The 25,167-nt window shown below is 55.0% G+C and carries 26 protein-coding genes; 15 read left to right on the top strand and 11 right to left on the bottom strand.

Annotation, left to right across the window (positions count from 1 at the left end; translation table 11 throughout):
* Nucleotides 1-662: 662 nt before the first annotated feature.
* The 3 genes from ACGS9J_RS20590 to ACGS9J_RS20580 all read left to right on the top strand — a co-directional run bounded on the left by ACGS9J_RS20590 (nucleotide 663) and on the right by ACGS9J_RS20580 (nucleotide 2,205).
* Nucleotides 663-1,289 carry a response regulator gene (locus tag ACGS9J_RS20590; RefSeq protein WP_442232624.1) on the top strand — a complete coding sequence of 209 codons (627 nt, stop codon included), beginning with the start codon at nucleotides 663-665 and terminating at the stop codon, nucleotides 1,287-1,289.
* 5 nt (nucleotides 1,290-1,294) lie between these two features.
* Nucleotides 1,295-1,696, top strand: coding sequence for an Hpt domain-containing protein (locus ACGS9J_RS20585; protein ID WP_442232623.1), 402 nt, complete (start codon nucleotides 1,295-1,297; stop codon nucleotides 1,694-1,696).
* A gap of 203 nt (nucleotides 1,697-1,899) precedes the next feature.
* Entirely contained in the window at nucleotides 1,900-2,205 is a 306-nt protein-coding gene (locus ACGS9J_RS20580; protein ID WP_442232622.1) for a type II toxin-antitoxin system RelB/DinJ family antitoxin, read from the top strand.
* Between the two features lie 95 nt (nucleotides 2,206-2,300).
* Here ACGS9J_RS20580 and ACGS9J_RS20575 read toward each other — a convergent pair whose 3' ends face one another.
* The 4 genes from ACGS9J_RS20575 to ACGS9J_RS20560 form a co-directional block, all read right to left on the bottom strand.
* Complete coding sequence (locus tag ACGS9J_RS20575; protein ID WP_442232621.1) at nucleotides 2,301-2,429, bottom strand: hypothetical protein; 129 nt, start codon at nucleotides 2,427-2,429, stop codon at nucleotides 2,301-2,303.
* Between the two features lie 929 nt (nucleotides 2,430-3,358).
* On the bottom strand, nucleotides 3,359-3,664 hold the full coding sequence (gene cbpM / locus ACGS9J_RS20570) for a chaperone modulator CbpM (protein WP_442232620.1): 306 nt from the start codon (nucleotides 3,662-3,664) through the stop codon (nucleotides 3,359-3,361).
* Complete coding sequence (gene cbpA / locus ACGS9J_RS20565; protein ID WP_442232619.1) at nucleotides 3,657-4,589, bottom strand: curved DNA-binding protein; 933 nt, start codon at nucleotides 4,587-4,589, stop codon at nucleotides 3,657-3,659. Before cbpA ends, cbpM begins: the two co-directional genes overlap by 8 nt.
* Nucleotides 4,590-4,743: 154 nt before the next feature.
* Nucleotides 4,744-5,313: an HdeD family acid-resistance protein gene (locus tag ACGS9J_RS20560; RefSeq protein ID WP_442232618.1), complete on the bottom strand. Its 570-nt coding sequence runs from the start codon at nucleotides 5,311-5,313 to the stop codon at nucleotides 4,744-4,746.
* A gap of 207 nt (nucleotides 5,314-5,520) precedes the next feature.
* On the opposite strand from ACGS9J_RS20560, the gene ACGS9J_RS20555 reads away from it, so the two are divergent.
* Nucleotides 5,521-7,287 carry an ABCB family ABC transporter ATP-binding protein/permease gene (locus ACGS9J_RS20555; protein ID WP_442232617.1) on the top strand — a complete coding sequence of 589 codons (1,767 nt, stop codon included), beginning with the start codon at nucleotides 5,521-5,523 and terminating at the stop codon, nucleotides 7,285-7,287.
* 43 nt (nucleotides 7,288-7,330) lie between these two features.
* Here ACGS9J_RS20555 and ACGS9J_RS20550 read toward each other — a convergent pair whose 3' ends face one another.
* Nucleotides 7,331-7,720 carry a tautomerase family protein gene (locus tag ACGS9J_RS20550; protein ID WP_442232616.1) on the bottom strand — a complete coding sequence of 130 codons (390 nt, stop codon included), beginning with the start codon at nucleotides 7,718-7,720 and terminating at the stop codon, nucleotides 7,331-7,333.
* A gap of 152 nt (nucleotides 7,721-7,872) precedes the next feature.
* Between ACGS9J_RS20550 and ACGS9J_RS20545 the strand changes: the two genes are divergently transcribed.
* The gene (locus ACGS9J_RS20545) at nucleotides 7,873-8,817 is read left to right on the top strand and encodes a LysR family transcriptional regulator (protein ID WP_442232615.1); all 945 of its coding nucleotides are present in this window, start codon (nucleotides 7,873-7,875) and stop codon (nucleotides 8,815-8,817) included.
* A 37-nt stretch (nucleotides 8,818-8,854) separates the two neighbouring features.
* On the opposite strand, the gene lldD is transcribed toward ACGS9J_RS20545, so the two are convergent.
* From lldD to ACGS9J_RS20530, 3 genes are all read right to left on the bottom strand, one after another.
* The gene (gene lldD / locus ACGS9J_RS20540) at nucleotides 8,855-9,997 is read right to left on the bottom strand and encodes an FMN-dependent L-lactate dehydrogenase LldD (RefSeq protein ID WP_442232614.1); all 1,143 of its coding nucleotides are present in this window, start codon (nucleotides 9,995-9,997) and stop codon (nucleotides 8,855-8,857) included.
* A gap of 34 nt (nucleotides 9,998-10,031) precedes the next feature.
* Nucleotides 10,032-11,615, bottom strand: a complete 1,584-nt coding sequence (locus tag ACGS9J_RS20535; RefSeq protein WP_442232613.1) for an L-lactate permease — start codon at nucleotides 11,613-11,615, stop codon at nucleotides 10,032-10,034.
* A gap of 335 nt (nucleotides 11,616-11,950) precedes the next feature.
* Nucleotides 11,951-12,871, bottom strand: coding sequence for a LysR family transcriptional regulator (locus ACGS9J_RS20530; RefSeq protein ID WP_442232612.1), 921 nt, complete (start codon nucleotides 12,869-12,871; stop codon nucleotides 11,951-11,953).
* A 153-nt stretch (nucleotides 12,872-13,024) separates the two neighbouring features.
* Between ACGS9J_RS20530 and ACGS9J_RS20525 the strand changes: the two genes are divergently transcribed.
* From ACGS9J_RS20525 to ACGS9J_RS20515, 3 genes are all read left to right on the top strand, one after another.
* Nucleotides 13,025-14,677: a multidrug ABC transporter permease/ATP-binding protein gene (locus ACGS9J_RS20525; protein ID WP_442232611.1), complete on the top strand. Its 1,653-nt coding sequence runs from the start codon at nucleotides 13,025-13,027 to the stop codon at nucleotides 14,675-14,677.
* A gap of 385 nt (nucleotides 14,678-15,062) precedes the next feature.
* Nucleotides 15,063-15,176, top strand: coding sequence for a YmiA family putative membrane protein (locus ACGS9J_RS20520; protein WP_442232610.1), 114 nt, complete (start codon nucleotides 15,063-15,065; stop codon nucleotides 15,174-15,176).
* Between the two features lie 11 nt (nucleotides 15,177-15,187).
* Nucleotides 15,188-15,364, top strand: coding sequence for a hypothetical protein (locus ACGS9J_RS20515; protein WP_442232609.1), 177 nt, complete (start codon nucleotides 15,188-15,190; stop codon nucleotides 15,362-15,364).
* Here the strand turns inward: ACGS9J_RS20515 and ACGS9J_RS20510 are convergent.
* Nucleotides 15,354-16,574, bottom strand: a complete 1,221-nt coding sequence (locus tag ACGS9J_RS20510) for a CynX/NimT family MFS transporter (protein ID WP_442232608.1) — start codon at nucleotides 16,572-16,574, stop codon at nucleotides 15,354-15,356. The two genes, ACGS9J_RS20515 and ACGS9J_RS20510, sit on opposite strands and share 11 nt — an antisense overlap.
* 514 nt (nucleotides 16,575-17,088) lie before the next feature.
* Between ACGS9J_RS20510 and agaR the strand changes: the two genes are divergently transcribed.
* The 6 genes from agaR to agaF are packed head-to-tail and all read left to right on the top strand — an operon-like array spanning nucleotide 17,089 to nucleotide 21,769.
* Nucleotides 17,089-17,862 carry a transcriptional repressor AgaR gene (gene agaR / locus ACGS9J_RS20505; protein ID WP_012146552.1) on the top strand — a complete coding sequence of 258 codons (774 nt, stop codon included), beginning with the start codon at nucleotides 17,089-17,091 and terminating at the stop codon, nucleotides 17,860-17,862.
* Between the two features lie 23 nt (nucleotides 17,863-17,885).
* Nucleotides 17,886-19,169: a D-tagatose-bisphosphate aldolase, class II, non-catalytic subunit gene (locus ACGS9J_RS20500; RefSeq protein ID WP_442232607.1), complete on the top strand. Its 1,284-nt coding sequence runs from the start codon at nucleotides 17,886-17,888 to the stop codon at nucleotides 19,167-19,169.
* A 1-nt stretch (nucleotide 19,170) separates the two neighbouring features.
* Nucleotides 19,171-19,647, top strand: coding sequence for a PTS N-acetylgalactosamine transporter subunit IIB (gene agaV, locus ACGS9J_RS20495; RefSeq protein ID WP_442232606.1), 477 nt, complete (start codon nucleotides 19,171-19,173; stop codon nucleotides 19,645-19,647).
* A 14-nt stretch (nucleotides 19,648-19,661) separates the two neighbouring features.
* Entirely contained in the window at nucleotides 19,662-20,441 is a 780-nt protein-coding gene (gene agaW / locus ACGS9J_RS20490) for a PTS N-acetylgalactosamine transporter subunit IIC (RefSeq protein ID WP_442232605.1), read from the top strand.
* The gene (locus ACGS9J_RS20485) at nucleotides 20,431-21,324 is read left to right on the top strand and encodes a PTS system mannose/fructose/sorbose family transporter subunit IID (RefSeq protein WP_442232604.1); all 894 of its coding nucleotides are present in this window, start codon (nucleotides 20,431-20,433) and stop codon (nucleotides 21,322-21,324) included. The genes agaW and ACGS9J_RS20485 overlap by 11 nt, the downstream gene beginning before the upstream one ends.
* 10 nt (nucleotides 21,325-21,334) lie before the next feature.
* Nucleotides 21,335-21,769: a PTS galactosamine/N-acetylgalactosamine transporter subunit IIA gene (agaF, locus tag ACGS9J_RS20480; protein ID WP_442232603.1), complete on the top strand. Its 435-nt coding sequence runs from the start codon at nucleotides 21,335-21,337 to the stop codon at nucleotides 21,767-21,769.
* A gap of 39 nt (nucleotides 21,770-21,808) precedes the next feature.
* Here agaF and ACGS9J_RS20475 read toward each other — a convergent pair whose 3' ends face one another.
* Nucleotides 21,809-23,545, bottom strand: coding sequence for an ABC transporter ATP-binding protein/permease (locus tag ACGS9J_RS20475; protein WP_442232602.1), 1,737 nt, complete (start codon nucleotides 23,543-23,545; stop codon nucleotides 21,809-21,811).
* A 189-nt stretch (nucleotides 23,546-23,734) separates the two neighbouring features.
* Here ACGS9J_RS20475 and ACGS9J_RS20470 point away from each other — a divergent pair, with 189 nt between their 5' ends.
* Nucleotides 23,735-24,442 carry a tetratricopeptide repeat protein gene (locus ACGS9J_RS20470; RefSeq protein ID WP_442232601.1) on the top strand — a complete coding sequence of 236 codons (708 nt, stop codon included), beginning with the start codon at nucleotides 23,735-23,737 and terminating at the stop codon, nucleotides 24,440-24,442.
* A 47-nt stretch (nucleotides 24,443-24,489) separates the two neighbouring features.
* Here the strand turns inward: ACGS9J_RS20470 and ACGS9J_RS20465 are convergent, their stop codons facing one another.
* Complete coding sequence (locus tag ACGS9J_RS20465; RefSeq protein WP_442232600.1) at nucleotides 24,490-25,140, bottom strand: DsbA family protein; 651 nt, start codon at nucleotides 25,138-25,140, stop codon at nucleotides 24,490-24,492.
* Nucleotides 25,141-25,167: the final 27 nt, after the last annotated feature.

Below are 25,167 nucleotides of genomic sequence, written 5' to 3'. Positions count from 1 at the left end.
CGCCAGGAATACGTTAGTTTTGATTTTTACAGGCGTATTCGGTGGTTACAGATATTAATTGGTAACTATAAAGCTATACGCAGATGCTATATAGGGTAAACGAGGCATCTGTTGCTCATCCATTGTGCAATAGCGTAATAGAGTAGGGCGTCAAATAAGGTCATGGACTTTAGGGGAACAAGAAAGGTTGAGATATTGTCCCGATAGATTATAACTGAACCCTGATTGAGCCCATCGGAACACCCTTTCAATTATGTAAGGGATGCCTTAATGTTTTGTCATCTTTTTCGTTTTCTTGTGTAATGTTTCCCTTACACTGTCGGCGTTGTGGTCGACTGGCATTTTGCAGGGGAGATAGGGGGAGGGTTAAGCAATAATGATATGATCTTCGCCATAAAATAAGCATGGGCGGCAAACGTCGGTTGATTCTTAAAAATTCAATAAAAACATAGGGTAAGTGGATATATCCTATGGTGGTAAGTGCATGGCTATAGTATGATTCATTGTTATAGTGAATGATTTTAGGAGTTTAATATAAGATAATCGATGTAATTTTTTTCATTGAAAATCGCATTTCGTTGATCTGAAATTTAATATTTTATTATTATTTTTTTGTAATTCATAGCCGTAACGAATCGAAGAAAATAAAGAGGTATTTACAGATGAAAAGCGTTTTGGTTGTCGATGACCATCCCGTCACGCGTTTTGCCATTAAAGTGTTGTTGGAAAAGGAAGGCCTAAAAATAATGGGTGAAACCGGCGATGGTTTGGAGGCGTTATCATTAATTGAAAAGCAAAAACCCGATCTGGTTATCGTTGATATTGACATTCACTCTATCAGCGGAATTGAGCTGGTACAGCGCTTACGCAAGCGCAAGTTCAGCGGCAGTATCCTGATGCTTTCGGGAAAGGATGAGCCTTATTATATTAAAAATTGTGTCAGTGCCGGAGCAGATGGCTTTATCAGTAAAGCGAATAACTTATTCGATCTGCACAGCGCCGTGGCGGCAATCAGTGCCGGTTATGGTTATTTTCCCTTAAAACAAGCACGACAGCACGCTTTGCAACCGACTGAAGATAACGATAAGCATGCTATTGCCAATCTTTCAGCGAAAGAGTTACAGGTACTGCGTTATTTGGCAAAGGGCATGAGGTTAGTTGATATTGGCTTGCAGATGAATATAAGTGATAAAACGGTAGGGACTTATAAAAGGAGAGTCATGACCAAGTTGGAACTTAATAGTATGATGGAAACGTATGAATTCTGCGTGAAAAACAACCTGGATTAAATGGCTTGAGTAAAAAAATGCATAAAAACGGCGTAAAAAATAATTGGGCTGGTGATTACCCGTCGTCACTTGCTGTGCATGTGGATATCAATCGCTTGTTTCAGGTTGCCGGTAACGATCTTTCTTTTATTAAGAACTTACTTTACAAAGCCAATGTGGAAAATATAAAGGAAATTGTTATCGCGCAGGCTCAGGCAAGGGAAGGGGATCGGATTGCGTTGGCCAGAACTGTGCATCGCTTGAAGGGCTCCGCGCAAACTATCTGCGCAAAAGAGATCGCTGCGGCTTGTCTGGCGCTTGAGAGCCGGCAGTGGGGGAAAATGAGCGACGAAGAAATCCATAGCGGATTGAAAAAAATAGAATTATTAATATCATCGTTGAACGAGTGTCTCAGCGACTTACGCTAGTTCAGACGTGGTGAAGGTATGGCGGCAGATCATCCCGCGCCGCTTTACGTTCCTGTCATCCTTTCCTTACATAAAATGTGGTTATTGCTTTCATCAAAACCGTCAATAGCGCCAAGGTGCAGAGCGGAATTCTTATTTTTATCCGCCGCTACCAGCGTAATAATGCCTTTATCAGGATGAGATAAATGTCACCAGGAGGTTTTATGACACGCGACAGCATTGTTCAGGCGCGGATTGATACGAACTTAAAAGAACGCGCGGAAGCGGTATTCAAAGAGATGGGAATGACCGTTTCTGAAGGTATTCGAATGTTCCTTAACCGTATAGTGAAAGAAGGTGCTATGCCAGAAGAAGTGCTCAATGGCAGCAGCGCCAACCGGGAACAACCTTGTTACCAGGTTTATAATGATATTCTGTCCCAATTGGAATATCCAGAAACCCAGCGTAATTATTCTCAATATAAATCAGATAAGCTTGGGAATATGCTGAACTCCAGGAATCAGCGTTAAATTTCCATGCGTTCCAGCGCGCAGTTTGACTCAGCTCAGCGGTGTAAACCGCTGAGACATTTCACCAGATGCACCCGGTTTTTTCCTACTACCCTTTATGAAATGGCAACCAAAATAGCGACAATGGCGATCAAAATGATCCAAAACCACTTAGAGGTTTTTTCAGGTTTCCATTGCTCCCCATACTCCACCTGATAACCTGATTTACGCTGTTTTTTGCTCATTGCAATCCCTGACAGCCAATATCCCTAAACATCCCAGCCTGTATTTTAAGACAATCCCCAATACCATTGTAATTAATGTGCTTTTTTGGGTAAAAATCCTACTGGAACTGCCGGGAGAACGAGTGAAGGAACCACAGAGCCTAGTGGATTAGATCATCGACGCCGAGTCGGCGCCCAATTTTGTTTTTTGCGATGGGTAAGGAGAGGGAGGAGGGACATAAATGATAAAAGCCCTGACCGTTGCAGCCAGGGCTTTTATGGTACTAGTGACTTCAGATTTAACATTAATAAACTTAATAGTTTTACTGCTAAAGTTCCACATTAAATGTACAGGTTAATCACAGATAATATTGGGTTAACTTAAACCTCCCCTATATTTACCGGTTTAAACTCATCGCCTACCTAAATAAGTCATCAAAGGTATGGCATCGAACTCGTACATCTCCCCTCGCGATATATACTCTTTGATGCGTAGCCTCACTTCCGTTGCGATCTCGTTGCACTTGCTTAAACCTTAATCGCAAACAAAAAACAGATAATTCATGGCCTTACATCATCGCGTTTTAGTCCACACCCTGCGATTGTCGGTACTTGTGACGTGGCCTTAAAGCGTCATCGAGCGAGACTCGATGGCCCATAAAAAAACACTTCGTGGCCTTTATCGCAAAATAAGTTAATAACAACTTACTTAACACTTTTACTATTAACAGCCGGCTATCATTACGCTGCTGTTGATTACCAATCTACGGGTTTATAAAAGAGTGTCAATACTGTTTTTAATGACATGTCTTTATTGACAGTGTTTGTAGAAAATATCCATTAACCAGTATTGAAAGCCTATTGTCGCCGATCCCGATCCGCCCAGAAGATTTATTACAGCGAAATTCTGTTTCTGAGCGGAAACGGAGCTGCGGGCTGTTTTCACTCTATCAGGGCTTGGTGACAAAGCGCGCCAGCCGCTGGTGCAATTGGCTGTTTTCTTTACGTAACTGCTCAATCTCTTCGAGCAAGGTCAGAGTGACGGCAATGCCTGGCCAGTCCAGCGCCAGTTCATGATGCAACTGCTGAGCACGGTGGAAGGTGATCAGTGCACGATCGTCAAAGATCCACTCTTCCGTCGTCGGGTTGCGCGGCTCTATGACGCCCAACCCCACAATCTCTGTCAACTCATCTTCAGTCACGCCGGTATGCAGGCAAAACTCGGTAATGGTGAAAGTGACTTTTACGTTAGCCATTTTGCTTACTCCACTCTTTGCGCGGATCAAAGCCCGGCTGGGTTTCTGCCAGCTGTTGCCACAACGCAGCACTTTTTTCGTCCGGTTTCGGCGGCATCACAACCTTGATCACGGCATACAAATCGCCGGTTTCTTTTTTGCCAACCAGACCTTTTCCTTTAACGCGTAGACGTTGTCCGGTTTGGCTGCCGGCAGGAATGGTCAACAAAATGCTGTCTTTCAGAGTAGGTACCGGCACCTTGGCACCGAGTGCCGCTTCCCAGGGGGCAACCGGCAACACAATCTCCAGATCGTGGCCCACGACGTCGAACAATGGGTGCGGGGCAATGCGAATGATGAGGTAGAGATCGCCATTTGCGCCGCCGTCGATACCTGGCCCGCCCTGACCCTTCAGACGAATACGTTCGCCATCGCCCACACCGGCGGGGATCTTCACATTAAGGGTTTTGGGGATTTCCTGCTCCACCATGCCGAAGGCGTTATACACCGGCAGGCTATAGCGAATGGTACGGGCTTGCTCAGCCACCGTTTCTTCCAGGAAGACGGCCACTTCCATTTCAATATCTTGTCCACGCATTGCACGGCTTTGGCGCTGGCGCTGCCCGCGGGCATGTTCGCCGAACATGGAGGAAAAAATGTCGGAGAAATCTTCGGCATTATTGGCATTGGCATGAGCGTGCCGGCTTTGGCGGCCAAAGTTCGGGTCATTGCGATGCTGGCGCAGTTGATCATATTCAGCGCGGCGCTCGTCGTCTTTCAGCACCTCGTAGGCTTCGGCCACCTCTTTAAACTGTGCCTCGGCATCTTTTTCCGTACTGACATCAGGATGATACTTTCGCGCCAGCCGGCGGTAGGCGGTTTTTATCGCCTTGATGTCATCTGATGGTTTAACCCCTAAAATGGTATAATAGTCCTTGAATTCCATAGCGTTATCATCTCATTTCAATCTTTCGTCAGGGGAAGTTGCTGAACCTGCTTTGTGTGAAACCTTACTAATATTAGGGCACTTGGCCGCCGATGTATCTGGCTAATTGTCGACCGAGCAGCGGAAAAGCGGAGCCGGGTGGCTCCGCTGGAGATCACGAGCGTTTCAGCTGCCGGGCAACCTGGAATAGGCCAAATGAGCTGAACAGCATTTCAATGCCGACAATGGTGGTGACCAACACGACGGAGGTCATCGGATCGGCGCTGAACAGCATCCAGGCAATGATCAGGTCCAAAATACCAATTACATACTGCAGCCAACTGCCGCTGACTTCACGCAGCTTGTAACCGGCAATCAGTCGAATGATGCCGCCCAGAGCGAACAATACGGCGAGATAAACCGCCATGGCGAAAATGCCTACCGCCGGGGTAGTGATAAACACATAGCCAATAATAAGGTAAGCAATCCCCAGCAGAATACCGCCGATCATCGGCCAGGTATTTTGCACGCGGTTGGCAATCATGCCGAAAATCAGGCCGAACCCGCTCAGCAGCAGGAAAATACCTACCACCATACTGAGTGCCGCACCGGAGGATAAGGGGCTGAACAGGCAAAAAAGACCGCCCAACAACAGTAATATAGAGATGATTAACAGCGGGGTACGTTGTTTCTTTAAGCTTTGCTCATCGATATTCAACGAGTGAAGATGATTCATATTTAGCATGATGTAACTCCCTTATTTTGAATGTCCTGTACTGTCCCACTGACTATTATAGTGGAACACACCCTCTTGAGGATGATGCATTGCTGCGGTGCGTTGCCCCGGTTCAAAAAGAGCAGTACCGGCGGATTACAGAAGGTTTTTCATCGCATACGTGCCAGAATATAAAGAACAATGCCGCTCTGCTGACTGAGATAATAGATACCTGATATGGACCGTTCCCGCTTATTGAAGTTTCTGCTGCCTTACCTGTGGCCAAAAGAGAACCCCAAACTGCGTTATTACCTGGTGATTGCCTTTGTTTTTATGGTGGTCTCCAAAGTCAGCATCACCTTGGTGCCGCTGGCGTATAAGGCGATGGTCGATGCCTTGAGCGGCGAAACGGCCCAAATGCTGGCCATTCCTATTGGCTTGATCCTGGCCTATGGCGTGGCGCGCGTCGGGGGCGCGTTATTTGAAGAATTGCGCAACGTGATGTTCGTGCATGTTAGCCAGAATGCTACCCGGCTGCTGGGGCTGCGCGTATTCAGACAACTGCATGCGTTGAGTCTGCGCTTTCATCTGGAGCGACAGACCGGCGGGCTATCGTTATCGATCGAACGCGGTACTCAGGCGGTGGCGACGGTGCTTTCGCGGCTGCTGTTCTCCATTTTCCCTATCCTGTTCGAAATCACCCTGGTCTCGGTGATTATGTGGCACCTGTTGAACGGTTGGTTTGCCCTGGCGATTTTGGTGACGGTCGGCTGTTATATTCTGTTCACCGTGATGGCCGTCAGTTGGCGAACCCGCTTCCGACGTGAACTCAACCGAGCCAACGCTGATACCAATAGCAAATCGCTCGACAGCCTGTTGAATTACGAGACGGTCAAATACTTCGGTAACGAGGATTTTGAGGCCGATCGTTTCAATATGTCGCGCCGACTGTATGAATATGCCGCCATCAAGAACCAGTTCAGTTTTACCGCCATCAACCTTGGACAAACTGCCATTATTTCCATCGGATTGATCGTGATGATGGCGATGGCGGCACAGGGCATTGTGCAGGGGCGAATGACGGTCGGCGACTTTGTGTTGGTGAATGCTTATTTGCTGCAGCTTTATCAGCCGCTGAATTTCTTTGGCTTCATTTATGCGGAGGTCAGGCAGGCGCTGATCGACATGGAAAACATGTTCGATTTGCTGCAGGAAGAGCAGGAAATTGTCGATAGGCCGGATGCGACGGCACTGCAACTGACGGCGGGTGAGGTGCGTTTTGACTCGGTCAGCTTTGGTTATGATGAGCGTCGGCCGATCCTGAAAAACGTCAGCTTCACCATCCCGGCCGGCAATACGGTGGCGGTCGTTGGCGCTTCTGGGGCCGGTAAATCCACGCTATCCCGGTTGCTGTTTCGTTTTTATGACGTGAGCGGCGGTGCCGTCTCGATTGACGGCCAGGATATTCGCAACCTGAAGCAGGCCAGCCTGCGTGCGGCGATCGGCATCGTGCCGCAGGACACCGTGTTGTTCAACGACACGCTGGGCTACAACATCGGCTACGGTAAAACCGGCTCGAGCCAGGAAGAGATCGAACGGGCCGCTCGGCTGGCGCATATTCACGAGTTTATCGTCAGTCTGCCCGACGGCTATGAAACCCGGGTGGGTGAGCGTGGGCTCAAGCTGTCGGGCGGCGAAAAGCAGCGGGTGGCGATTGCTCGCACCATCCTGAAAAATCCGGCGATCCTGGTATTCGACGAGGCGACCAGTGCACTGGATACCCAGACCGAGCGCGAGATCCAGGCGCATCTGCGTGAAGTGAGCCGCGACCATACCACGCTGGTGATTGCGCACCGCCTGTCGACGGTCGTGGATGCCGATGAAATCATCGTGCTGGAGGCCGGTGAAATTGTCGAGCGTGGACGGCATGACGCCTTGCTGGCCGCCAATGGCCGGTATGCTGCGATGTGGCAAAACCAATACAGCGAAGAACAGCAGCCCTAAAAGTTTTGCCCCCAGACGGCAGCCCGGCCTGGGGGATGGCGGGTTAAAGATCGCCGGTCAGGTATTGCGCCACGCCGTTGCCGAAACTCCAGTCACCCTTGCTGTTGGTGGTGATGGATACCATCAGATCACTGCCTTCAATGCCGCAGTTTTCCTTCAACTCACGGCAGAGCTCTGCATAAAACCGTTGTTTCTGCTCCTCGGCGCGTGGGCTGGTAATCACCCGAACCACCACCAGATCGCGAGTGCGGGTCAGGTTTAGGCCGGTATCTTCGATCACCATATGCTTGGCTTTGTTTTCATGAACAATCTGGTAGCGATCGCGCGTGGGCACCTCAAAGGCGCAGAGCACGGCACGGTGGGCAGCGTCGAGCAGCGTTTTCAGTTCGGCGTCGCTGCGGCCTTCGATGACTTCAAAGATAAGTAATGGCATTTTCATAATCCTGTCAGTGGGTTAATTAATGGTTATTTCTGAGTGCAGGGCCGCGTGTTGATATCGCCTTTGAGGACCCATCTTAGCCAGGCACGGGCGTGGGAAGAAGCGCTATACTTGAACTCATTGTTTATATAAATGAACAGTCGACGATGAAAAATCCCAAGATAGAAACCCTGTGGACCCATTTGCACTGGCTTACCGTGTTGGCCGAACAGGGCAGTTATACCCGGGCGGCGGAGCGGCTGGATGTCAGCAAAGCGGCCATGAGCCAAAAAATCAAAGAGATTGAAATGCTGGCTGGGGTGCCGCTGGTGCAGCGTACCACCCGCAGCGTCAGGCTGACCGATGCCGGGCTGAGGCTGGTCGAAGAGTTGCGCCAGCCTTTCGCGCAGATTAAGCAGAGTTTCTCCGGTATTTGCGATTCGACCGGGCCGTTGCGCGGCTCGGTACGGGTCACGGCGCCGGTGGCTTTTGCCCGCCAGCAGTTGGTGCCGCGCATTACCGGTTTCTTGCGCGACAATCCGGAGGTGAGGGTGCAGCTTGAGGTTTCTGACCGGCTGGTATCGCTGGCCACTGAAGGTTTTGATTTGGCGATCCGCCACAGTGACAGCCTACCCGATACCCATGTGGCCTGGCGGCTGTGCCCGACCGAAACCTTGGCAGTGGCGTCGGCAGAGTACCTGAAGCGGCACGGCATGCCGATGTCGCCGGCGGATCTGCAACGGCACCACTGCCTTTACTATCCGCGTGGCACCGAACAGCCGGCTTGGAACTTTGTCGCTAAACACGGGACGCAGGGAAACGCCGAAAAGATCCGCGTGCCGGTCAGCGGTCCTTTTGCCACCAACAACAGCGAGTCGATACGTGATGCGGCGGCAGAAGGGTTGGGCATTGCCTTGCTGCCGGATTTCAGTGCGCAGCAGGCATTGGCGGACGGCCGGTTGATCGAGGTGTTACCGGCCTGGAGGCCGATCGGCGCTTTTGCCGACAGCCTCTATGTGGTGCGCCCTTACGCACCGCAGGTGTCGCGAGCGGTGACGGAGTTCAGCCGTTATTTGCGCGGCGCCTTTGCCGAAGGTTTTTTCATCCGCTGACCCCTGGCGGCATCCGCTGCCGCCAGGAGGGAGTCGGTCAGCCGCGGCCGTGAACCAGGGAGCCGGCACCGATCTCGGCGATGGTTTTGGCACCGGTGAGTGTCATGGCGACACGCATCTCTTTGTCCAACAGCTCCAGCAGGTTAGCGACACCGGCCTGACCGGCGGCGGCCAGCGCGTAAACGAAGGCACGCCCCAGCAGCACGCTGTCGGCCCCCAGGGCAATCATGCGCACCACGTCCAGCCCGCTGCGGATACCGGAGTCGGCAAGCAGCGTAATCTCGCCTTTTACCGCCTCGGCGATCGCCGGCAGGGCACGCGCGGTCGATAGCACGCCATCCAACTGGCGGCCACCGTGGTTGGATACTATGATGCCGTCGGCACCGAATCGCACCGCATCTTTGGCGTCTTCGGGATCCAAAATGCCTTTAATGATCATCGGCCCTTCCCAGAATTCGCGGATCCACTCCAGATCTTTCCAGGAGATAGAAGGATCGAAATTCGCCCCCAGCCAACCGATATAGTCTTCGAGGCTGGTCGGCTTGCCGCGATAGGCTGAAACATTACCCAGATCGTGCGGTTTGCCGAGCAGGCCCACGTCCCAGGCCCATTGCGGGTGAGTAAACGCTTGCAGCATGCGGCGCAGGGAAGCATTGGGGCCACTCATGCCGGAGTGGGCGTCACGGTAACGCGCACCGGGTACCGGCATATCAACGGTGAACACCAGTGTTTTGACCCCCGCGGCTTTGGCTCGTTCTAGCGCGTTACGCATAAAGCCACGGTCTTTCAGGACGTACAGCTGGAACCACATCGGCCGATCGATAGCCGGTGCAACCTCCTCAATCGGGCAAACCGAAACCGTAGACAGCGTAAAGGGAATGCCCTTCTGCGCTGCGGCCCGGGCTGCCTGCACCTCGCCCCGGCGGGCATACATGCCGGTCAACCCAACCGGGCCGAGTATCACCGGCATTGCCAGCTTTTCGTCGAACAGGCGGGTTTCCAGGCTGAGATCCGACATATTGCGCAGCACGCGCTGACGCAGGGCGATATCGGCCAGGTCCTCGGTATTGCGCTTCAGCGTATGTTCCGCGTAGGCCCCGCCGTCAATATAGTGGAACAGAAAGGGCGGAAGCTTGGCTTGCGCGGCGGCCCGATAGTCGGTTGAGGCGGAGATGATCATGTTTTTTTACCTTCTTTCGATAACGTACTTTGGGTCAGAGAGCCAGGATCTGGGCCATGACGGCGGCGATCCCTCCGTACGCCAGCATGGGCAGCACGGTCTTTCTGATGATTTTTCCCTCGGCGTTGCCGATCCCGAGGATCGAACAGACGGCGATAATATTGTTCAGGCACACCATGTTACCCATGGCGCCCCCGACGGATTGCAGCGCCAGCGTCAGGTTGACGTTTAGCCCGCTGCTCAGGGCGATCGACTGCTGGATGCCGCCGAACGTCAGGTTGGAAACGGTATTGGAGCCGGAGAAAAACGACCCCAGCGCGCCCAGGAAAGAAGAGAACAGCAGCCAGCCTTCCCCCGTCAGTGCCGCAAGCGCTTTGCCGATGAGGATCACCGGCGCGTCGTTTTCCCCCTGCATCATCAGGTTAACCATCACCAGGGCGCCAAACAGAGCGATAAAGGGTTTGGCTATCCGTTGACCGGTTTCGCTGAACATCTGTTTGACCTGATGGCGGTTAAGCCGAAACAGCGGAATGCACAGCATCACCACCAGCAGAAACGGGATCAGCGCCGGGACATACAGCGTTTTGTAGCTGGCGGCTGCCGATGTGCCGAGCACTTGTTGCAGCTCGATAATCAAGGCGTCGCTGACGCGCAGCTCACCCAGCCAGCCAAGGCTCCCTTGCCACAGCGGCGCGGTGCTGTTGAGCAGCGCTTTGATGCCCAATTGGTGGATGCGGGTCACTATCAGGATAGCAATCAGCAGCAGGGTCGGCGTCATGGCTTTGATCACCTGGATAAAAGGTACCGGTTGGCAGCTTGCCTCGCTTTTGTCAGCACGCACCAGACCGATCCCGCTGCGCGCCAGCAATACCGACAGCGTCAGGCCAATAGCGCCGCCGACCAATGCCGGAAATTCATAATTCACCTGTGCCAGCAGCAGGTAAGGGAGGGTACAGCTCAGCACGCTGAGTAAAATAAAAGGCAGATTGCGGCGAATGTCCTGCCAGGAAACGATAAAGCGCAGTGCCAGCAGCGGGATCACAAACCCGGCGACAAAGTGGATCAGCGCAGTCTGCCGCCCGATCTCCAGCAGGCTGGTGTCCGACAGGCCCAGATTGGCAAAGCCAAACCAGGTGGGGGTGCCCACGGCACCAAAGGAGACGGGCACCGAGTTCATCACCAGCGTCAGCAGGGCGACACGTAACGGATTAAAGCCCAGCCCGACCAGGATGGGGGCGGCGATGGCGGCCGGCGTGCCGAAGCCACTGGCTCCTTCGATCATAAACGCGAATGCCCAACCGATGATCATCAACTGGGCGACGGGATTGGGGCTGATATTTTCCAGCCAGCGACGCACCACGTTTTCTGCGCCGCTGATCTGCATCAGTTTGTTCAGCAAAATCGCCCCGGCGATGATGGTGATAGGGGTTAGTACCGCCACCAGTGCAGTAACGATATTGGCATGCAGCAACAGCGGCGCACTGCCGAACCACAGCAGTTGCACGGCATAGACGACGGCGGCCGTCAGTGGCAGAGCGAGATAAGAGGGAACGCCATTCCTTTTGGTCATCATCCAAATCAGCAGGACGATGGGCGCAACGCTGAAAAAAAGGGACATAAGAGCCTCAGGGTTATTATTTTTATTTTCACGGAGATGTAGCTAAATAGTTAATTACCGCAACATTTTTATTCTAATCACAACATGGGGCGCGGTGCTATACGGCAATTATTTAACATCGAGAAATGCAGGCGTGATGATTAGGTGATGGGATTATGGGTAGGCAGGGGGGTTGATATTATTTATTTAAAAATCAATATGTTGATTTTTTATTGAGGACGGAAACTGTGCCGGATCACATTAATTAGGCCTTAATTCGCCATAGATTATATCCAAAAGTGGTGTAATCCCCCGTCAATGCCATGGCGCTGAGGGGAATAATATTGTGATCGGCTTCAAAAATAATGGCTGATATTTTGATAGGCCCCGATGATATGTTCGATCAGCAACCGGGTTTTTAACGGTAAATTGCGGGTATAAGGGTAAACCGCGTAAACGCCTAATACCTTGCCGCAGTGACCGGTCAAAATCTCTACCAGCTTTCCGTCCTGTAAATCCTCGTACACCATACAGCGCGGCACCATCGCGACACCATAACCGCCGATTGCCGCCTTGCGGATCGCCCGGGCGTTATTGGCGGACAAATTGCCGTTGACCTGTAATTCATAAATTTCACTGCCGCCCGGTGGCTTCATCAGCCAGTTGTCGGTGCCGCTCTCCTGATAGGTGTAGGTCAGGCAGTTATGCTGGAGCAGGTCATCGGCCGAGCGGGGTTCGGCGTGCTGTTGCAGATAGCCGGGCGAGCAGACTATCACCCAACGGGAGTCGAGAATGTGGCGTGCGATGAGGCTTGAATCCGGCAGGGTGCCGGTGCGGATAGCCAGATCGATGCCCTCGTTGACCAGGTCTGCGAAGCGATTTTCCAGCCGCATCTCCACCTTCAGGTGCGGGTGACGGGCACAGAATTCCGCCACGCGCTCGCTCAGCAGCAGTTCGCCTGAAATTGTCGGCACCGACATGCGGATCACCCCGGTCAATTCGTCGCTTTTTTCACTGACGACGTTCAGAGCATCCTGGATTTTTGCGCTAATCTCTTTGGCCTGGCGATACAGGCTTTGGCCGTTCTCCGTCAGCGTCAGGCTGCGAGTGGTGCGGTAAAGCAGACGTGCGCCGAGGGATTTCTCCAGGCGTCCAATACGCTTGCTGACGACCGAACTGGTGATGCCGGCGGTCTCGGCGGCTTTGCTGAAAGAACCGCAATCAACAATTAAGGCAAACAGGATCAGGTCGTTGGCATATTCATGTGTGGGCAGCATCAGTCTTGGTTTCCCTCGTCCCGGAGTTCTCGCCAGTGTAAATCCTCTCGGGCAGGAATCAATCGCCGGCGACAAAATGGGAATTGTTATTGATATCACTTTTTGGCCGCTTACAATGCCTGCCATCTCAAGATTTCAGGGTAAGGGTTTTTCATGGAGTTGCTACGGGTGGTTTACCGCCAATATCGCTGGCCGTTTCTGGCAGTAATGGCGTTGACCCTGGCCAGCGCCGCGCTGGGTATTGGCATCATCGCCTTTATAAATCTGCGGTTGATGACGGCGGCGGGCAACCCACTGACCGTATTGCCGGAATTTCTCGGGCTGTTGGCATTGCTGATGGCGGTGACGCTGGGATCGCAGTTGGCACTGACCACGTTGGGCCACCACTTTGTGTTCCGGCTGCGCGGCCAACTGGTGAAGCGGATCCTGGATACCCATATTGAGCGCGTCGAACAGCTCGGCAGTGCTGCGCTGTTGGCGAGCCTGGCCAGTGATATTCGCAATATTACCGTGGCTTTTGTGCGCCTGCCTGAGCTGGTGCAGGGAGTGATCTTGACGCTGGGGTCTGCGGCCTATCTGGGCTGGCTGTCGCCGCAAATGCTGGCGGTGACCGCCATCTGGGTGGCCGTGACGGTGTTTGGCAGTGGCTGCCTGGTTGCGCGAGTCTATCGTCACCTGACCCACGTGCGCGAGTCCGAAGAACGCCTTTATGAGCACTATCAGTCTGCGATTGACGGCTGCAAGGAGCTGGCGTTGAACCGCGATCGTGCCAAAGCGCTCTATCGCCAAGCCTACCAGCCGGATGCCGAAGATTATCGTTATCATATTATTCGTGCCGACACCTTCCATCTCAGTGCGGTGAATTGGTCGAATATCATGATGTTGGGGGCGATAGGCCTGGTGTTCTATATGGCCAACAGCCTGGGCTGGGCCGATACTGCCGTGGCGGCGACCTATTCACTGACGCTGTTGTTCCTGCGAACGCCGTTGTTGCAGGCGGTGGGGGCATTCCCTACGCTGATTAGCGCAGAAGTGGCCTTCAACAAGGTCAAATCCCTGCGGCTTGCCGAGTATCAGCCGGAGTTTCCTGCGGTTGCGGCCAAAGCCTGGCAAACGCTGGAGCTGCGCGGGGTGATGTTTCACTATGGCGCGACGGAGGATAAGGCCGGTTTCGCCGTGGGCCCCCTCGATCTGACGCTGCGTCGCGGCGAATTGGTGTTTCTGATCGGCGGTAATGGCAGCGGCAAATCAACTCTGGCCATGCTGCTGACCGGGCTGTATCAACCGGTCAGTGGACAGATATTGCTGGACGGCATTCAACAGGATCTGGCGGACATGCACGATTATCGCCGCTTGTTTTCGGCCATTTTCACCGATTTTCATCCGTTCCACCATTTGCAGGGGCCTGGGGGCGAACCGCCGGATGCTGAATTGGTGGAGAGCTGGCTTAATCGTTTGAACATGAAAAACAAACTGGAGTTTGACGGCCTTCGGGTGACCAATCCTCAATTGTCCCAGGGGCAACGCAAGCGGTTGGCGCTGTTGCTGGCGGTAGCGGAAGAGCGGGATATCCTGTTATTGGATGAATGGGCGGCGGATCAGGACCCGCAATTTCGCCGCATCTTTTACCGCGAACTGCTACCGCAGCTGCGTGCGCTGGGGAAAACGGTATTTGCCATTAGCCACGACGACCATTATTTCGAGCACGCAGACCGCCTGTTGCAAATGCGTGATGGGCACCTCAGCGAATTGACCGGCAGTGAGCGTGAACTCGCCAGTAAAGACTCTGTTTCGCATCTTGATTAAAGCCACCCGGGCTGTGTTAGCAGCTCGGGCTATCCCCATGGATACCCCTTTCGGAGTGCTATTCACCCCTCCAATGATTATGGTCTTAGTCGATCGTGCGATTGATTGGGTTTTTTATTGGTTTTTTATTTCAAAAAAGCTCGTATTACCCATTGCTTTGTTCTGCTCGTAGTACCATAAAAAAACGGACTGGATCCCTTTTTTCGGCCTCATTTTTGTTCGGCCAGAACAGGGAGTTCAGGGCGTTATCCCATAATTTTTATGACATTAATTTCATGTGTAGCATGGATTCCTATAATTGCCATAGGAACAAACTCCTTTATTGATCGTTTAAATAGATCAATAATCGTTTATCGATTACTTTAATCTATTGGATGAGGCCGCTGTGATAAGCAAGGATGACGCGGATATCAAACGTAAAGCTTGGCTGTGCGTATTTATCGGCTGCGGGGTGTTTTGGCTGGCCGTCGCTGCCGTGATTTATTGGCTGTTTATTTAGGGAATAGGGTGATGGATAAAAAACGCGTAAAGCGCACAGGGGGCGACCGGAATGAAAGTCCGGCCAAAATCCCCCCTTCCTGGCAGTTGACGACTGAGCAACGGGATTTTATTAACGATCTCTGGCAAGAGGAAGATGCCACTGAGCTTGGGCAGAAGCCCCCACTTATCCCCGACGTTAAACAATAACCCGATTGCGCCCGGCCAATATGCCGAACAACATCTGCAACAGCGTTAAGCACAGCAGGATCACCAGCGGCCAGCGCCAGCCTTGAGTCAGATCGTGCAATAAGCCGAACAGCGTCGGTCCCAGCGCCGCCAACAGGTAACCTACCGATTGCGCCATGCCCGACAGTTGCGTGGCCTGCTGATGATGACTACTGCGCAGGCCAAAGAACGACAGCGCCAACACCAGAGAACTCCCCGCCCCCAGTCCGGCAAAGACCAACCATACCAGAGAATGGCCCGGCAGCAGCAGCAGACCGGCGACGCCGATAAAAATCAGCAGAGAACTGCATAGGGCTATAGCCCGCTGATCGCGTGCTCGCGGCAGGATAAACACCATGACAAAGTTGGCGACGATCGCCACCACCTGATAGATGAACAGCTCAAAACCTGCCTGTTGCGGCGAGGTGCCATGGCTGGCGGCGAAGGCGCTGAACCAACCGATAATGGTGTAGAAGGTGATGGATTGTAAGCCCATAAACAACGCCACCTGCCAACCGAGTGCGCTGCCCCAGGGCGAACGGGACGGTGCAGGTTGAACCGACGCGGCACTGTCGGCCGTCTGGGGGGGCGAACGGCGCAGTTGCGGCAGCCAGACAATCAGCGCCAACAGGGCCGGCAGGCTCCAACACAGCAGGGAAAAACGCCAGCCAAGTTCATTCAACGTCGCCAGCGGCACCGCCAAACCGGAGGCGGTTGCAGCCACCAGCGACATCACCGCCGCATAGGCGGCGATCATGGCGGCGGCGCGCCCAGGAAAGTCACGCTTCACCAGCGTTGGCAACACCACGTTGGCAAAGGCGATGGCGGCGCCGATCAACACGCTGCCCAGCCACAGCATGCCGGGTTGTGGCAGGGAACGCAGCACAATGCCGATCACCAGCAGCGCCAGCGCCATGCCCAGCGTGCGTTCAATGCCGATACGTTTGGCCAGGCCGGGTGTCACCGGAGACAGCACGGCAAACAAAATCAGCGGCAGCGAATTAAGCAGGCCGGCCGAAGTGGCGGACAGCATCAACTGCCGCTGGATTTGTTCCAGCAGCGGGCCCACGCTGGTCAGTGCGGCGCGCAGGTTGGCCGCGACCAGCATAATGCCGGCGACCAGTAATAATGGATGACGTAAACGGCTGCGCTTTGTGACGGCAGGCGTTGGGGTTACAGCGGATTGGGGCATGAGTTCCTCGCACCAGGGCATGCAGTCAATCAATTCTGCACGGCATGATGCGTTGATTGACGTTAACGCTTACGTACCGGCAGGGGGCCGATATCTGCGCGCAAGTGTAGGGAAGAACCCTTGAGCTGACAAGGGGCCGATGAAGCCATGCGCAAGCTATTCGGGCGTCGGAAGCGGAACACCGGATCGGTATAATTACTGTTATGTGATCCCGATCACTTGCTGAACTAAAAGTCGTTCAACCCGGCCGCTGCGCCGGCTCTTTCGTTCTCTGCCCATCGGTGGGTTCCTCACCCCGGCTGGCGCGCTGTCCCTGACATTTCACTTTGCCTTTTACGGCGTCCTTAAATTTTCACTTCATTTCGATTCGAAAGGTTTTCAGCCTCTTTTTCTGCTAAAACAGCGCTGTAGCCTCGATCACAATTTCATTGCTTTCGCTTTGCTGTAATGCCTGCGCAGTAGAGCGAAAGCCATCTTCTCCCCGGCCTGGCCGGAAACCTGAGGACCGCAGCTCATGCCAGTGAATACCGCAAAGCGCCGTGAACACATTATCGATCTGTTATGCGAACACGGCAGCGTGCGCGTGGAGCAGCTCAGCAAGCAGTTTGCAGTATCCACGGTGACGATCCGCAACGATCTGCGCTTTCTGGAACGAAAAGGGTGTGCGCTACGGGCTTATGGTGGCGCAATGCTCAATCAGCAATTTGCCTTCGATCGTCCACTGCATGACAAGGGACGGTTGAACCGCGATGTGAAGTCGCAGATCGCAAGCGTAGCGGCAAGCTATGTACGTGATGGCGACGCGCTGATCCTCGATTCCGGTTCCACCACCACCCAGATAGTGCCGTTCCTGAAAGGACGACGCGATCTGGTGGTGATGACCAATGCGCTGAACATTGCCTATGAGCTTTCCGGTAACGATGGGGTGGAGGTGATGGTGCTGGGCGGCAGCGTGCGCCGTAACTCCTACTCGCTCTACGGTCCGGCTGCCGAGCAGCAATTGCGCCAGTATCGCTTCGACAAACTGTTTTTGGGTGTCGACGGTTTCGATCTGGTTGCCGGTATCACCACGCCTCACCCTGGAGAGGCGCACCTCAACCGCGTGATGTGTGAGGTGGCGCGCGAGATTATCGCCGTGGCGGATGCCAGCAAGTTTGGTCGCAAGAGCTTTTGCATGATTCGCGAAGCCGGACAAATTCATAGGCTGATTACCGACAGCCTTCTTCCGGACGATTACGAGCGGGCGTTAACCGAGTTGGGCGTGGAGGTAGTCATCGCCGATCGGTAGTACGGCGCCTGCGTGGGGGATTCATGCAGCAGTTGTTACAGCTTGTTGAGCAGCACAAGGCCGGCAAACCGGTCGGGATCTTTTCCGTTTGTTCCGCTCACCCCTGGGTGCTGAAAGCGGCCCTGCGACAGGCCAAAACGCGCGGTACGCCGGTGCTGGTTGAGGCGACTTCGAATCAGGTCAATCAGTTTGGCGGTTACACCGGCCAGACGGCGGAGCAGTTTCGCGACGCTCTGTGGCGACTGGCGGATGAGGTCGGGCTGGCGCGTGACCGCCTCTGGCTGGGGGGCGATCATCTCGGCCCCAACGCCTGGCAAGATCGACCGGCGGAAGAGGCTATGTCATTGGCGGAAACGCTGATCGACGATTATGTTCGCGCCGGTTTTCGCAAAATTCACCTCGATTGCTCGATGTCTTGCGTCGGCGATCCCTTCCCCCTGAATGATGAAACCGTTGCCGTTCGAGCGGCACGTTTGTGTGCCGTTGCGGAACGCGCCTGGCGGGAAAGCGGCGGTGAGCCGCCGGTGTATGTCATCGGAACCGAAGTGCCGGTACCGGGCGGCGCGCAGGAGGCGCTGGAAGGCATGCAGGTCACCACTCCGCAGGCGGTGCAGCAAACGCTGGAAGTCCATCGCCAGGCCTGGCAGCAAGCGGAACTGGTCGATGCCTGGACGCGAACCATTGCGCTGGTGGTGCAGCCGGGCGTGGAGTTTGATCATCACAGCGTGGAACACTATCAACCGCAGCGGGCCCACGAACTGAGCCGCTTTATCGAACGGCAGCCGGGCATGGTCTACGAGGCGCATTCAACGGATTACCAACCGCCGCAGGCCTACCGACAACTGGTGGGCGATCATTTCGCCATCCTGAAAGTCGGGCCGGCACTGACTTTTGCGCTGCGCGAAGCGCTGTTTGCCCTTGATCATATCGAACGTGAGTGGCTGGGGGAGCATCAGTCGGCGCAGCTGTGCGCGACGCTGGAACAGGTGATGCGCGAACAACCGCAGCAGTGGAGCCGCTACTACCACGGCAATCCGCATCAACAATACCTCGATCGTCACTACAGCCTGAGTGACCGGGTGCGTTACTACTGGCCGCAGCCACAGGTCCAGCTGGCGGTAGATAGCCTGATGGACAACCTGCGCCGCCACCCGGTACCGCTGGCACTGTTGAGCCAATATCTGCCCGACCAGGCTCGCGCGATGAATGCCGGAGAACTGAGCGAGGATCCGCAGGATTGGGTGATGCACAAGGTGACGCAGGTGCTCGATGATTATCATGCCGCCTGCTATCCGGAGGTGCATTGAAATGCCAAATATTTTGATGACTCGTATCGATAACCGACTGGTTCACGGCCAGGTCGGCGTCACCTGGACCAATACCCTGGGCGCCAATCTGGTGGTGGTGGCCAACGATGAAGCGGCCGCCGACCCGGTGCAGCAAAACCTGATGGACATGGTGGTGGCGGAGGGGGTGCAAACGCGCTATTTCACACTGCAAAAAACCATCGACGTGATCCACAAGGCGGCGGATCGACAGAAGATCTTTCTGGTGTGCAAAACGCCGCAGGATGTCTTGCGGTTGGTGCAGGGCGGGGTACCGATCCGTTTCGTGAACGTCGGCAACATGCATTTTGCCGAGGGGAAGCGGCAGGTGCACAAGACGGTCTCGCTGGATGAGGGCGACGTTGCCGCCTTTCGCGAGCTGGCGGCACTTGGCGTCGAATGTGAGGTGCGCCGGGTGCCGGATGAAGCGGGTGAGGCGATCGGCAAGCTGCTGTTTTGAGTGCGGGGGAAATCATGTTGACTGATGCGTTATTGATTGCACTCTTGGCCGGGCTGGCGGGGGTCGATCTGTTTGACGGTCTGACCCACTTCCACCGCCCGGTGGTGCTGGGGCCGCTGGTCGGCCTGATCCTGGGGGATGTGTACACCGGCCTGTTGGTCGGCGGCACCCTGGAGCTGGTGTGGATGGGCATGGTGCCGCTTGCGGGCGCCCAACCGCCAAACGTGGTGATCGGCGGGGTGATCGGCACGGCGTTCGCCATCCTGACCAAGGCCGATCCCAAGGTGGCGATTGGCGTGGCGGTGCCGTTTTCTATCGCGGTGCAGGGCTGTATTACGCTGCTGTTCACCCTGTTTTCGCCGATGATGCACCGCTGCGATCGGATGGTGAAAGAGCTGAACTGGCGTGGCATTGAGCGGGTGAATTATCTCGGTATCAGTATCCTGTTCGCGTTCTATTTTGTGGTGGCGTTTCTGCCGATTTATTTCGGCGCCGATGCGGCCAGCGCCATGGTGCAAAAGGCACCGACCTGGCTGCTGGATGGGCTGGCGGTTGCGGGCGGCATGATGCCGGCGATCGGTTTCTCGCTGCTGATGAAAGTGATGATGAAAAAGACCTATGTGGCCTATTTTATCCTCGGCTTTATTTCCGTCACCTTCCTGAAACTGCCGATCCTGGCGGTAGCGCTGGGTGCGTTGGCGATCGCATTGATCGATTTCTTTAACAGCCAACGATCCGGGGTGGACGTGGCTAAACCGCCCGTACAACAGGAGGATGCTGAAGATGGCATTTAATGATCCCGACGATCTGCTGGCGCAAAAAGCAGATCAGCGAATGGCGCAGGCATTAGCGACCAGCCAGGTAGAGCAGGACGATTATGTCGACAGCCAGCCCGCCGAAGCCTTGACCCGTGGCGACATCAACCGCATGGCATGGCGTTCCTTGCTGCTGCAGGCGTCGTTTAACTACGAACGCATGCAGGCCGGTGGCTGGCTTTATCAGTTGATCCCCGGGTTGCGCAAGATCCACCGCAATCCGCAGGATCTGGCCAATTCGATGAAGATGCACATGGAGTTTATCAACGTGCATCCGTTCGACGTCACCTTCCTGTCCGGTCTGGTGCTGGCGATGGAACAGAACAAGGAGAAAATCTCCACCATTCGAGCGGTAAAAGTGGCGCTGATGGGGCCACTGGGCGGCATTGGCGATGCGTTGTTCTGGCTGACGTTGCTGCCAATCTGCGCCGGGATCGGCGCCTCGCTGGCGCTGGAGGGCAGCCTGTTCGGGCCAATCGTCTTCCTGCTGCTGTTTAACGTTTTTCACTTCGGCTTGCGTTTCGGGCTGGCGCATTATGGCTACCAGGCCGGCACCAGCGCTTTGGCGCTGCTGAAAACCCACACCCGACGAATATCCCACGCCGCCTCGATTGTCGGCATGACGGTGATCGGGGCGCTGGTGGCGTCCTATGTCCATCTTTCCACCCCTTTGGTGATGCACGCCGGTAAGGCCAGTGTGGCGTTGCAGACCGATGTGCTGGACAAGCTGATGCCCAATCTGCTGCCGCTGTGCTTTACGCTGCTGATTTTCTTCCTGATGAAGCGGGGCTTCTCGCCGGTGAAGCTGATTGGCGTGACGGTGGTGATTGGGGTGGTAGGCAAATTTATCGGGTTACTGTGAGGAAAGGGCTATGCCAGGCATTGTGATTACCGGCCACGGTGGCTTCGCCAGCGGGCTGCTGCAGGCGGTGGAACAGGTAGTGGGGCCGCAGGATAACTGCGTTGCGGTTAATTTCCCGGAACAGATGAGCACCACTCAGCTCAGGGCTGCCCTGAGCGCGGCGCTGGTCGAGGTGGCCCAGACGGACGGCGTGGTGTTTCTCACCGACATGCTTGGCGGTTCGCCGTTCCGCTGTGCCAGCGAGCTGGCGGATGAGCGCGGAGACTGCGAAGTATTGACCGGGGTGAACATGCAGCTGGCGGCGGAAATGATGCTGGAACGAGAGGGGTTGAGTCTCGATGAGTTTCGCGAGGTGGCGCTGGCGTGCGGCAAACGCGGGCTGACCAGCCTGTGGCACGAAAGACGCCGGGTAAAATGCGAGGACGTGCAGACCGACGGCATCTGAATCGGGCCGGGCGCAACCGGAAAGGCTGCGCCCGGGGAGTTAGCCGGCGGTGGGCAGCGGGCTGAGTGCCATGCGTGCCGGCTGGCTTTCTTCCGTGCGGCTAAAGCGCCAGCAGCTCTGATGATACTTCGCCACGCTGTTACGGTGCGCCACGCTGACCAGCGTCACCTCCGGCAGTTCGTCCACCAACAGGCAGTACATCAGTTGTTCGGTCTCGTCGTCCAGGGCGCTGGTGGCTTCGTCGAGGAACAAAATATCCGGGCGAGTCAAAATGGCGCGGGCAAAGGCTAGCCGCTGCTGCTCACCCGGCGACAGGCGTTGGCTCCAGTTGGCGCTGGTATCCAGCCAGCGCTGAAGGTGTTTAAGACGGCAATTCTCCAGGACTTTCAGCAGTTGCTCATCGCTGTACTCAGCCGCAAGATGCGGATAGCTGAGAGCCTCTCTCAGAGTCCCGATCGGAATATAACTGCGTTGCGGCAGGAATAACGTGGTGCTGGCGGCGTCGAGCCCAATAGCGCCGGAGCCGTACGGCCAAATACCGGCAATGGCGCGCAGCAGCGTTGATTTGCCGCAGCCGGATGGGCCGACGATCAGCACGCGGTCGCCACGCTTGAGCGTCATCGAGGTCGGTTCCAGCAAGCGTTGGCCATCCGGAAGTTGCAGGCTGAGGCGCTCCAGGATCATCGGCTGGTCGTTCTCCGGCAGCAATTGAATGCCGCGCTGTTGATGGTGGACCTGATCCACGGCGGCGTTAAAACCGGCCAGACGGTTAACGCAGGCTTTCCAGGTGGCCAGATCGGTGAAGGCGTCGATAAACCACGACAGCGCGCCCTGCACTTGCCCGAAAGCGGAGGCAATCTGCATCATTCCCCCCATTTGGATGGCGCCGGAAAAATAGCGTGGCGCGGCGACCAGCAATGGAAAAACAATGGCGAATTGGCTGTAAAAGTTGGAGGCGATATTGAGTCGCCGGGTGATGTGCATGATTGACCACCAGTTGGCGCGGATGGTGTCAAAGCGTCCGCCCAATTGCTGCGCTTCGTGCGGCTCGCCGTGGTACAGCGCAATGGCGTCGTTATTTTCACGGATGCGGATCAGGCCGAAACGGAAGTTCGCTTCATAGCGTTCCTGATTAAAGCCCAGTTGCACCAACGGCTTGCCGACCCACCAGATCAGCAGTGATCCCAGCCCGGCATACAACAGGGCGAACCACACCATATAGCCGGGCAGGGTAACGGCATGCCGGCTAATGACAAAGGTGATGGGGCCGCTGACGTGCCAGAGGATAGTGATAAAAGAAAACAGCGTCACCAGGCTGGAAAGCAGCCCGAGCGAAAGCGACAGCGTGTACTGGGTCAGCACGTTGAGATCTTCGGCGATACGTTGGTCCGGGTTATCGACGATTTGTTGCTGTTCGGTATGGTAATAAGCCTGATGCGCCAGCCATTTCCCCATAAATTTTTCCGTCATCCAGCGCCGCCAATGCATCTGCAGGCCCTGCGTCAGGTAAATTTTAAACACTGCCAGCACGATGAAGATCAGCGCCAGATAGGTGAAGCGCCACAGTTGCGCCTTGAATACCGGGTAGTTTTTATTTTGCAGCGCGTCGTAGAACACCTGGTTCCACTGGTTGATCAGCACGCTGATGTACACCAACCCCAGTGACAAGGCGATAATGGCGATCAGCATTGACCAGGCCCGAAGTTTCTCTTCCGAGACCCAGAAGGGTTTGATCAGTTGCCAGACGGCGTGTTTGGACGTGGGGGTCGCGTTCATGGGCTCTCGCAGGTTTTGTTTTTTTCAGCATGAGCCGGGGACAAGTAACAAGCAAACCCTGACTGTAAGCAGTTTTAACGCAGCTAACCGTTTGAAATATTGCGGCTGAATCGTCAGGGGTGATGTGGTGACCGATGGCGGTTATACTGGCGCCGAAATTTGGCTTGTTTACTGCGGAAAGGATAAGTGATGAAGGCGTGGGTTCCCCTGCTGTTGGCCTATGGCGCTCTTGCCGGTGGGAAGGCGATGGCACAGATTGACGAGCCGGATATTGATGCCGATTGTCACAAGGTTGCGAGCTATGCCGAACTGGGAAAAAGTGCCTATCAGCGCGGTGATTTCCCGCGTGCCGCCGATATTTTCCGCGATCAGGCCGCCTGGAGTGAGTTTTGCGGTCTGGACGGCGAAGCCACGGCCACCGCCTATAACAACGTGGCACTGGCGCTGATGCACGCCGGCGAATTGCTTAAGGCGCGCGCCTATTTGGCACTGGCGCCGAAGGACAATAAATCCCAATACAATATGCAGTTGCTGCAAGAGCGGTTGGCAAAACGGCCGCCGTTGGTCGGGCCAGGCGGTGTCTATTGGCAATACGCCGGGCGCGGTGTCTGGAGTGAAGTGGAGGTCAAGCCACAAGATGGGCGCTGGCTGATCAGTTACTCCGGCTATTACATGCCGCAGATGGGGCTGTATTACGGGCCGAATATGGGCGAGTTCACCCAGACGTTGCCGATTGAGCACGGCAAGGCGGTGTACCGACAACGGGAGCCGGAAGACGTGATGGCCTGCGATGTGGTGATGCAATTCGCTGCCGACAGTCTGGAGATGCATACACAGGGGGATTGCGGTTTCGGTTTTAACGTGCGCGCAGAAGGGCGCTTTGTGCGGGTCGAATAATCAGCCCCGGGCATTCAATACTCTGAACGCCGGGGCTGTAACAGGCATTACGCCCAGGTGGCGGCACCACTCAACAACTCTTTCCAGGCATCAACGTGACCCAGATAGTTGCCCACCGGGATCTGGCGCAGTTGGCCTTCGCTGTCTTGCAGCGCGAAAGTCGGAAACCCTTGCCCCTGAACCTTGGCCAGCAGCGCCCGGCTTTGCGCAATGTGCTGTGCCGTCGGTGCTCCGGCGTTAAAACGCATTTCGGCGATAAACGCGGCGGAGGGCAGCCCCAGCTCTTTCGCTAACGCTTCCAGCACCGGCGTATCGGCGATGCGTCGGCCTTCCTCATAATGCGCCTCTTGAATACGGTGCAACATATCCAGTCCGCGTCCTGCCAGCGCTTGCGCCGCCAGTATCGCGGTAATCGGCGGCTCGGAATCCAGGATAGCGGTAGTATCACGCAGCAGCCCGTTAAAATAAGCTTCGCCGAAGGGCTGACCGGTTAACTCCGTAATACGTTTGTCATGCGGCATCACATAATTGCGCCATTCATCCGTGATTTGACGGCGATTGTTGCCGGTCATCATGCCACCGGCATGCAGGGTAATGCTCAGCCCTGGAATGGTTTTGGCTGCATTCAACAGCGGGAGTGCGGCATAACACCAGCCACACAGCGGATCGAAAATGTAATGCAGAGTTGTACCGGTCATGTTTATTCCTCGTTATACCCGCCGCCT

Source organism: Serratia quinivorans (genome assembly GCF_052113645.1).
Taxonomy (GTDB): domain Bacteria; phylum Pseudomonadota; class Gammaproteobacteria; order Enterobacterales; family Enterobacteriaceae; genus Serratia; species Serratia quinivorans_B.
Note: the sequence above shows the minus strand (reverse complement) of the source record. Positions and strands in the feature narration are given on the sequence as shown.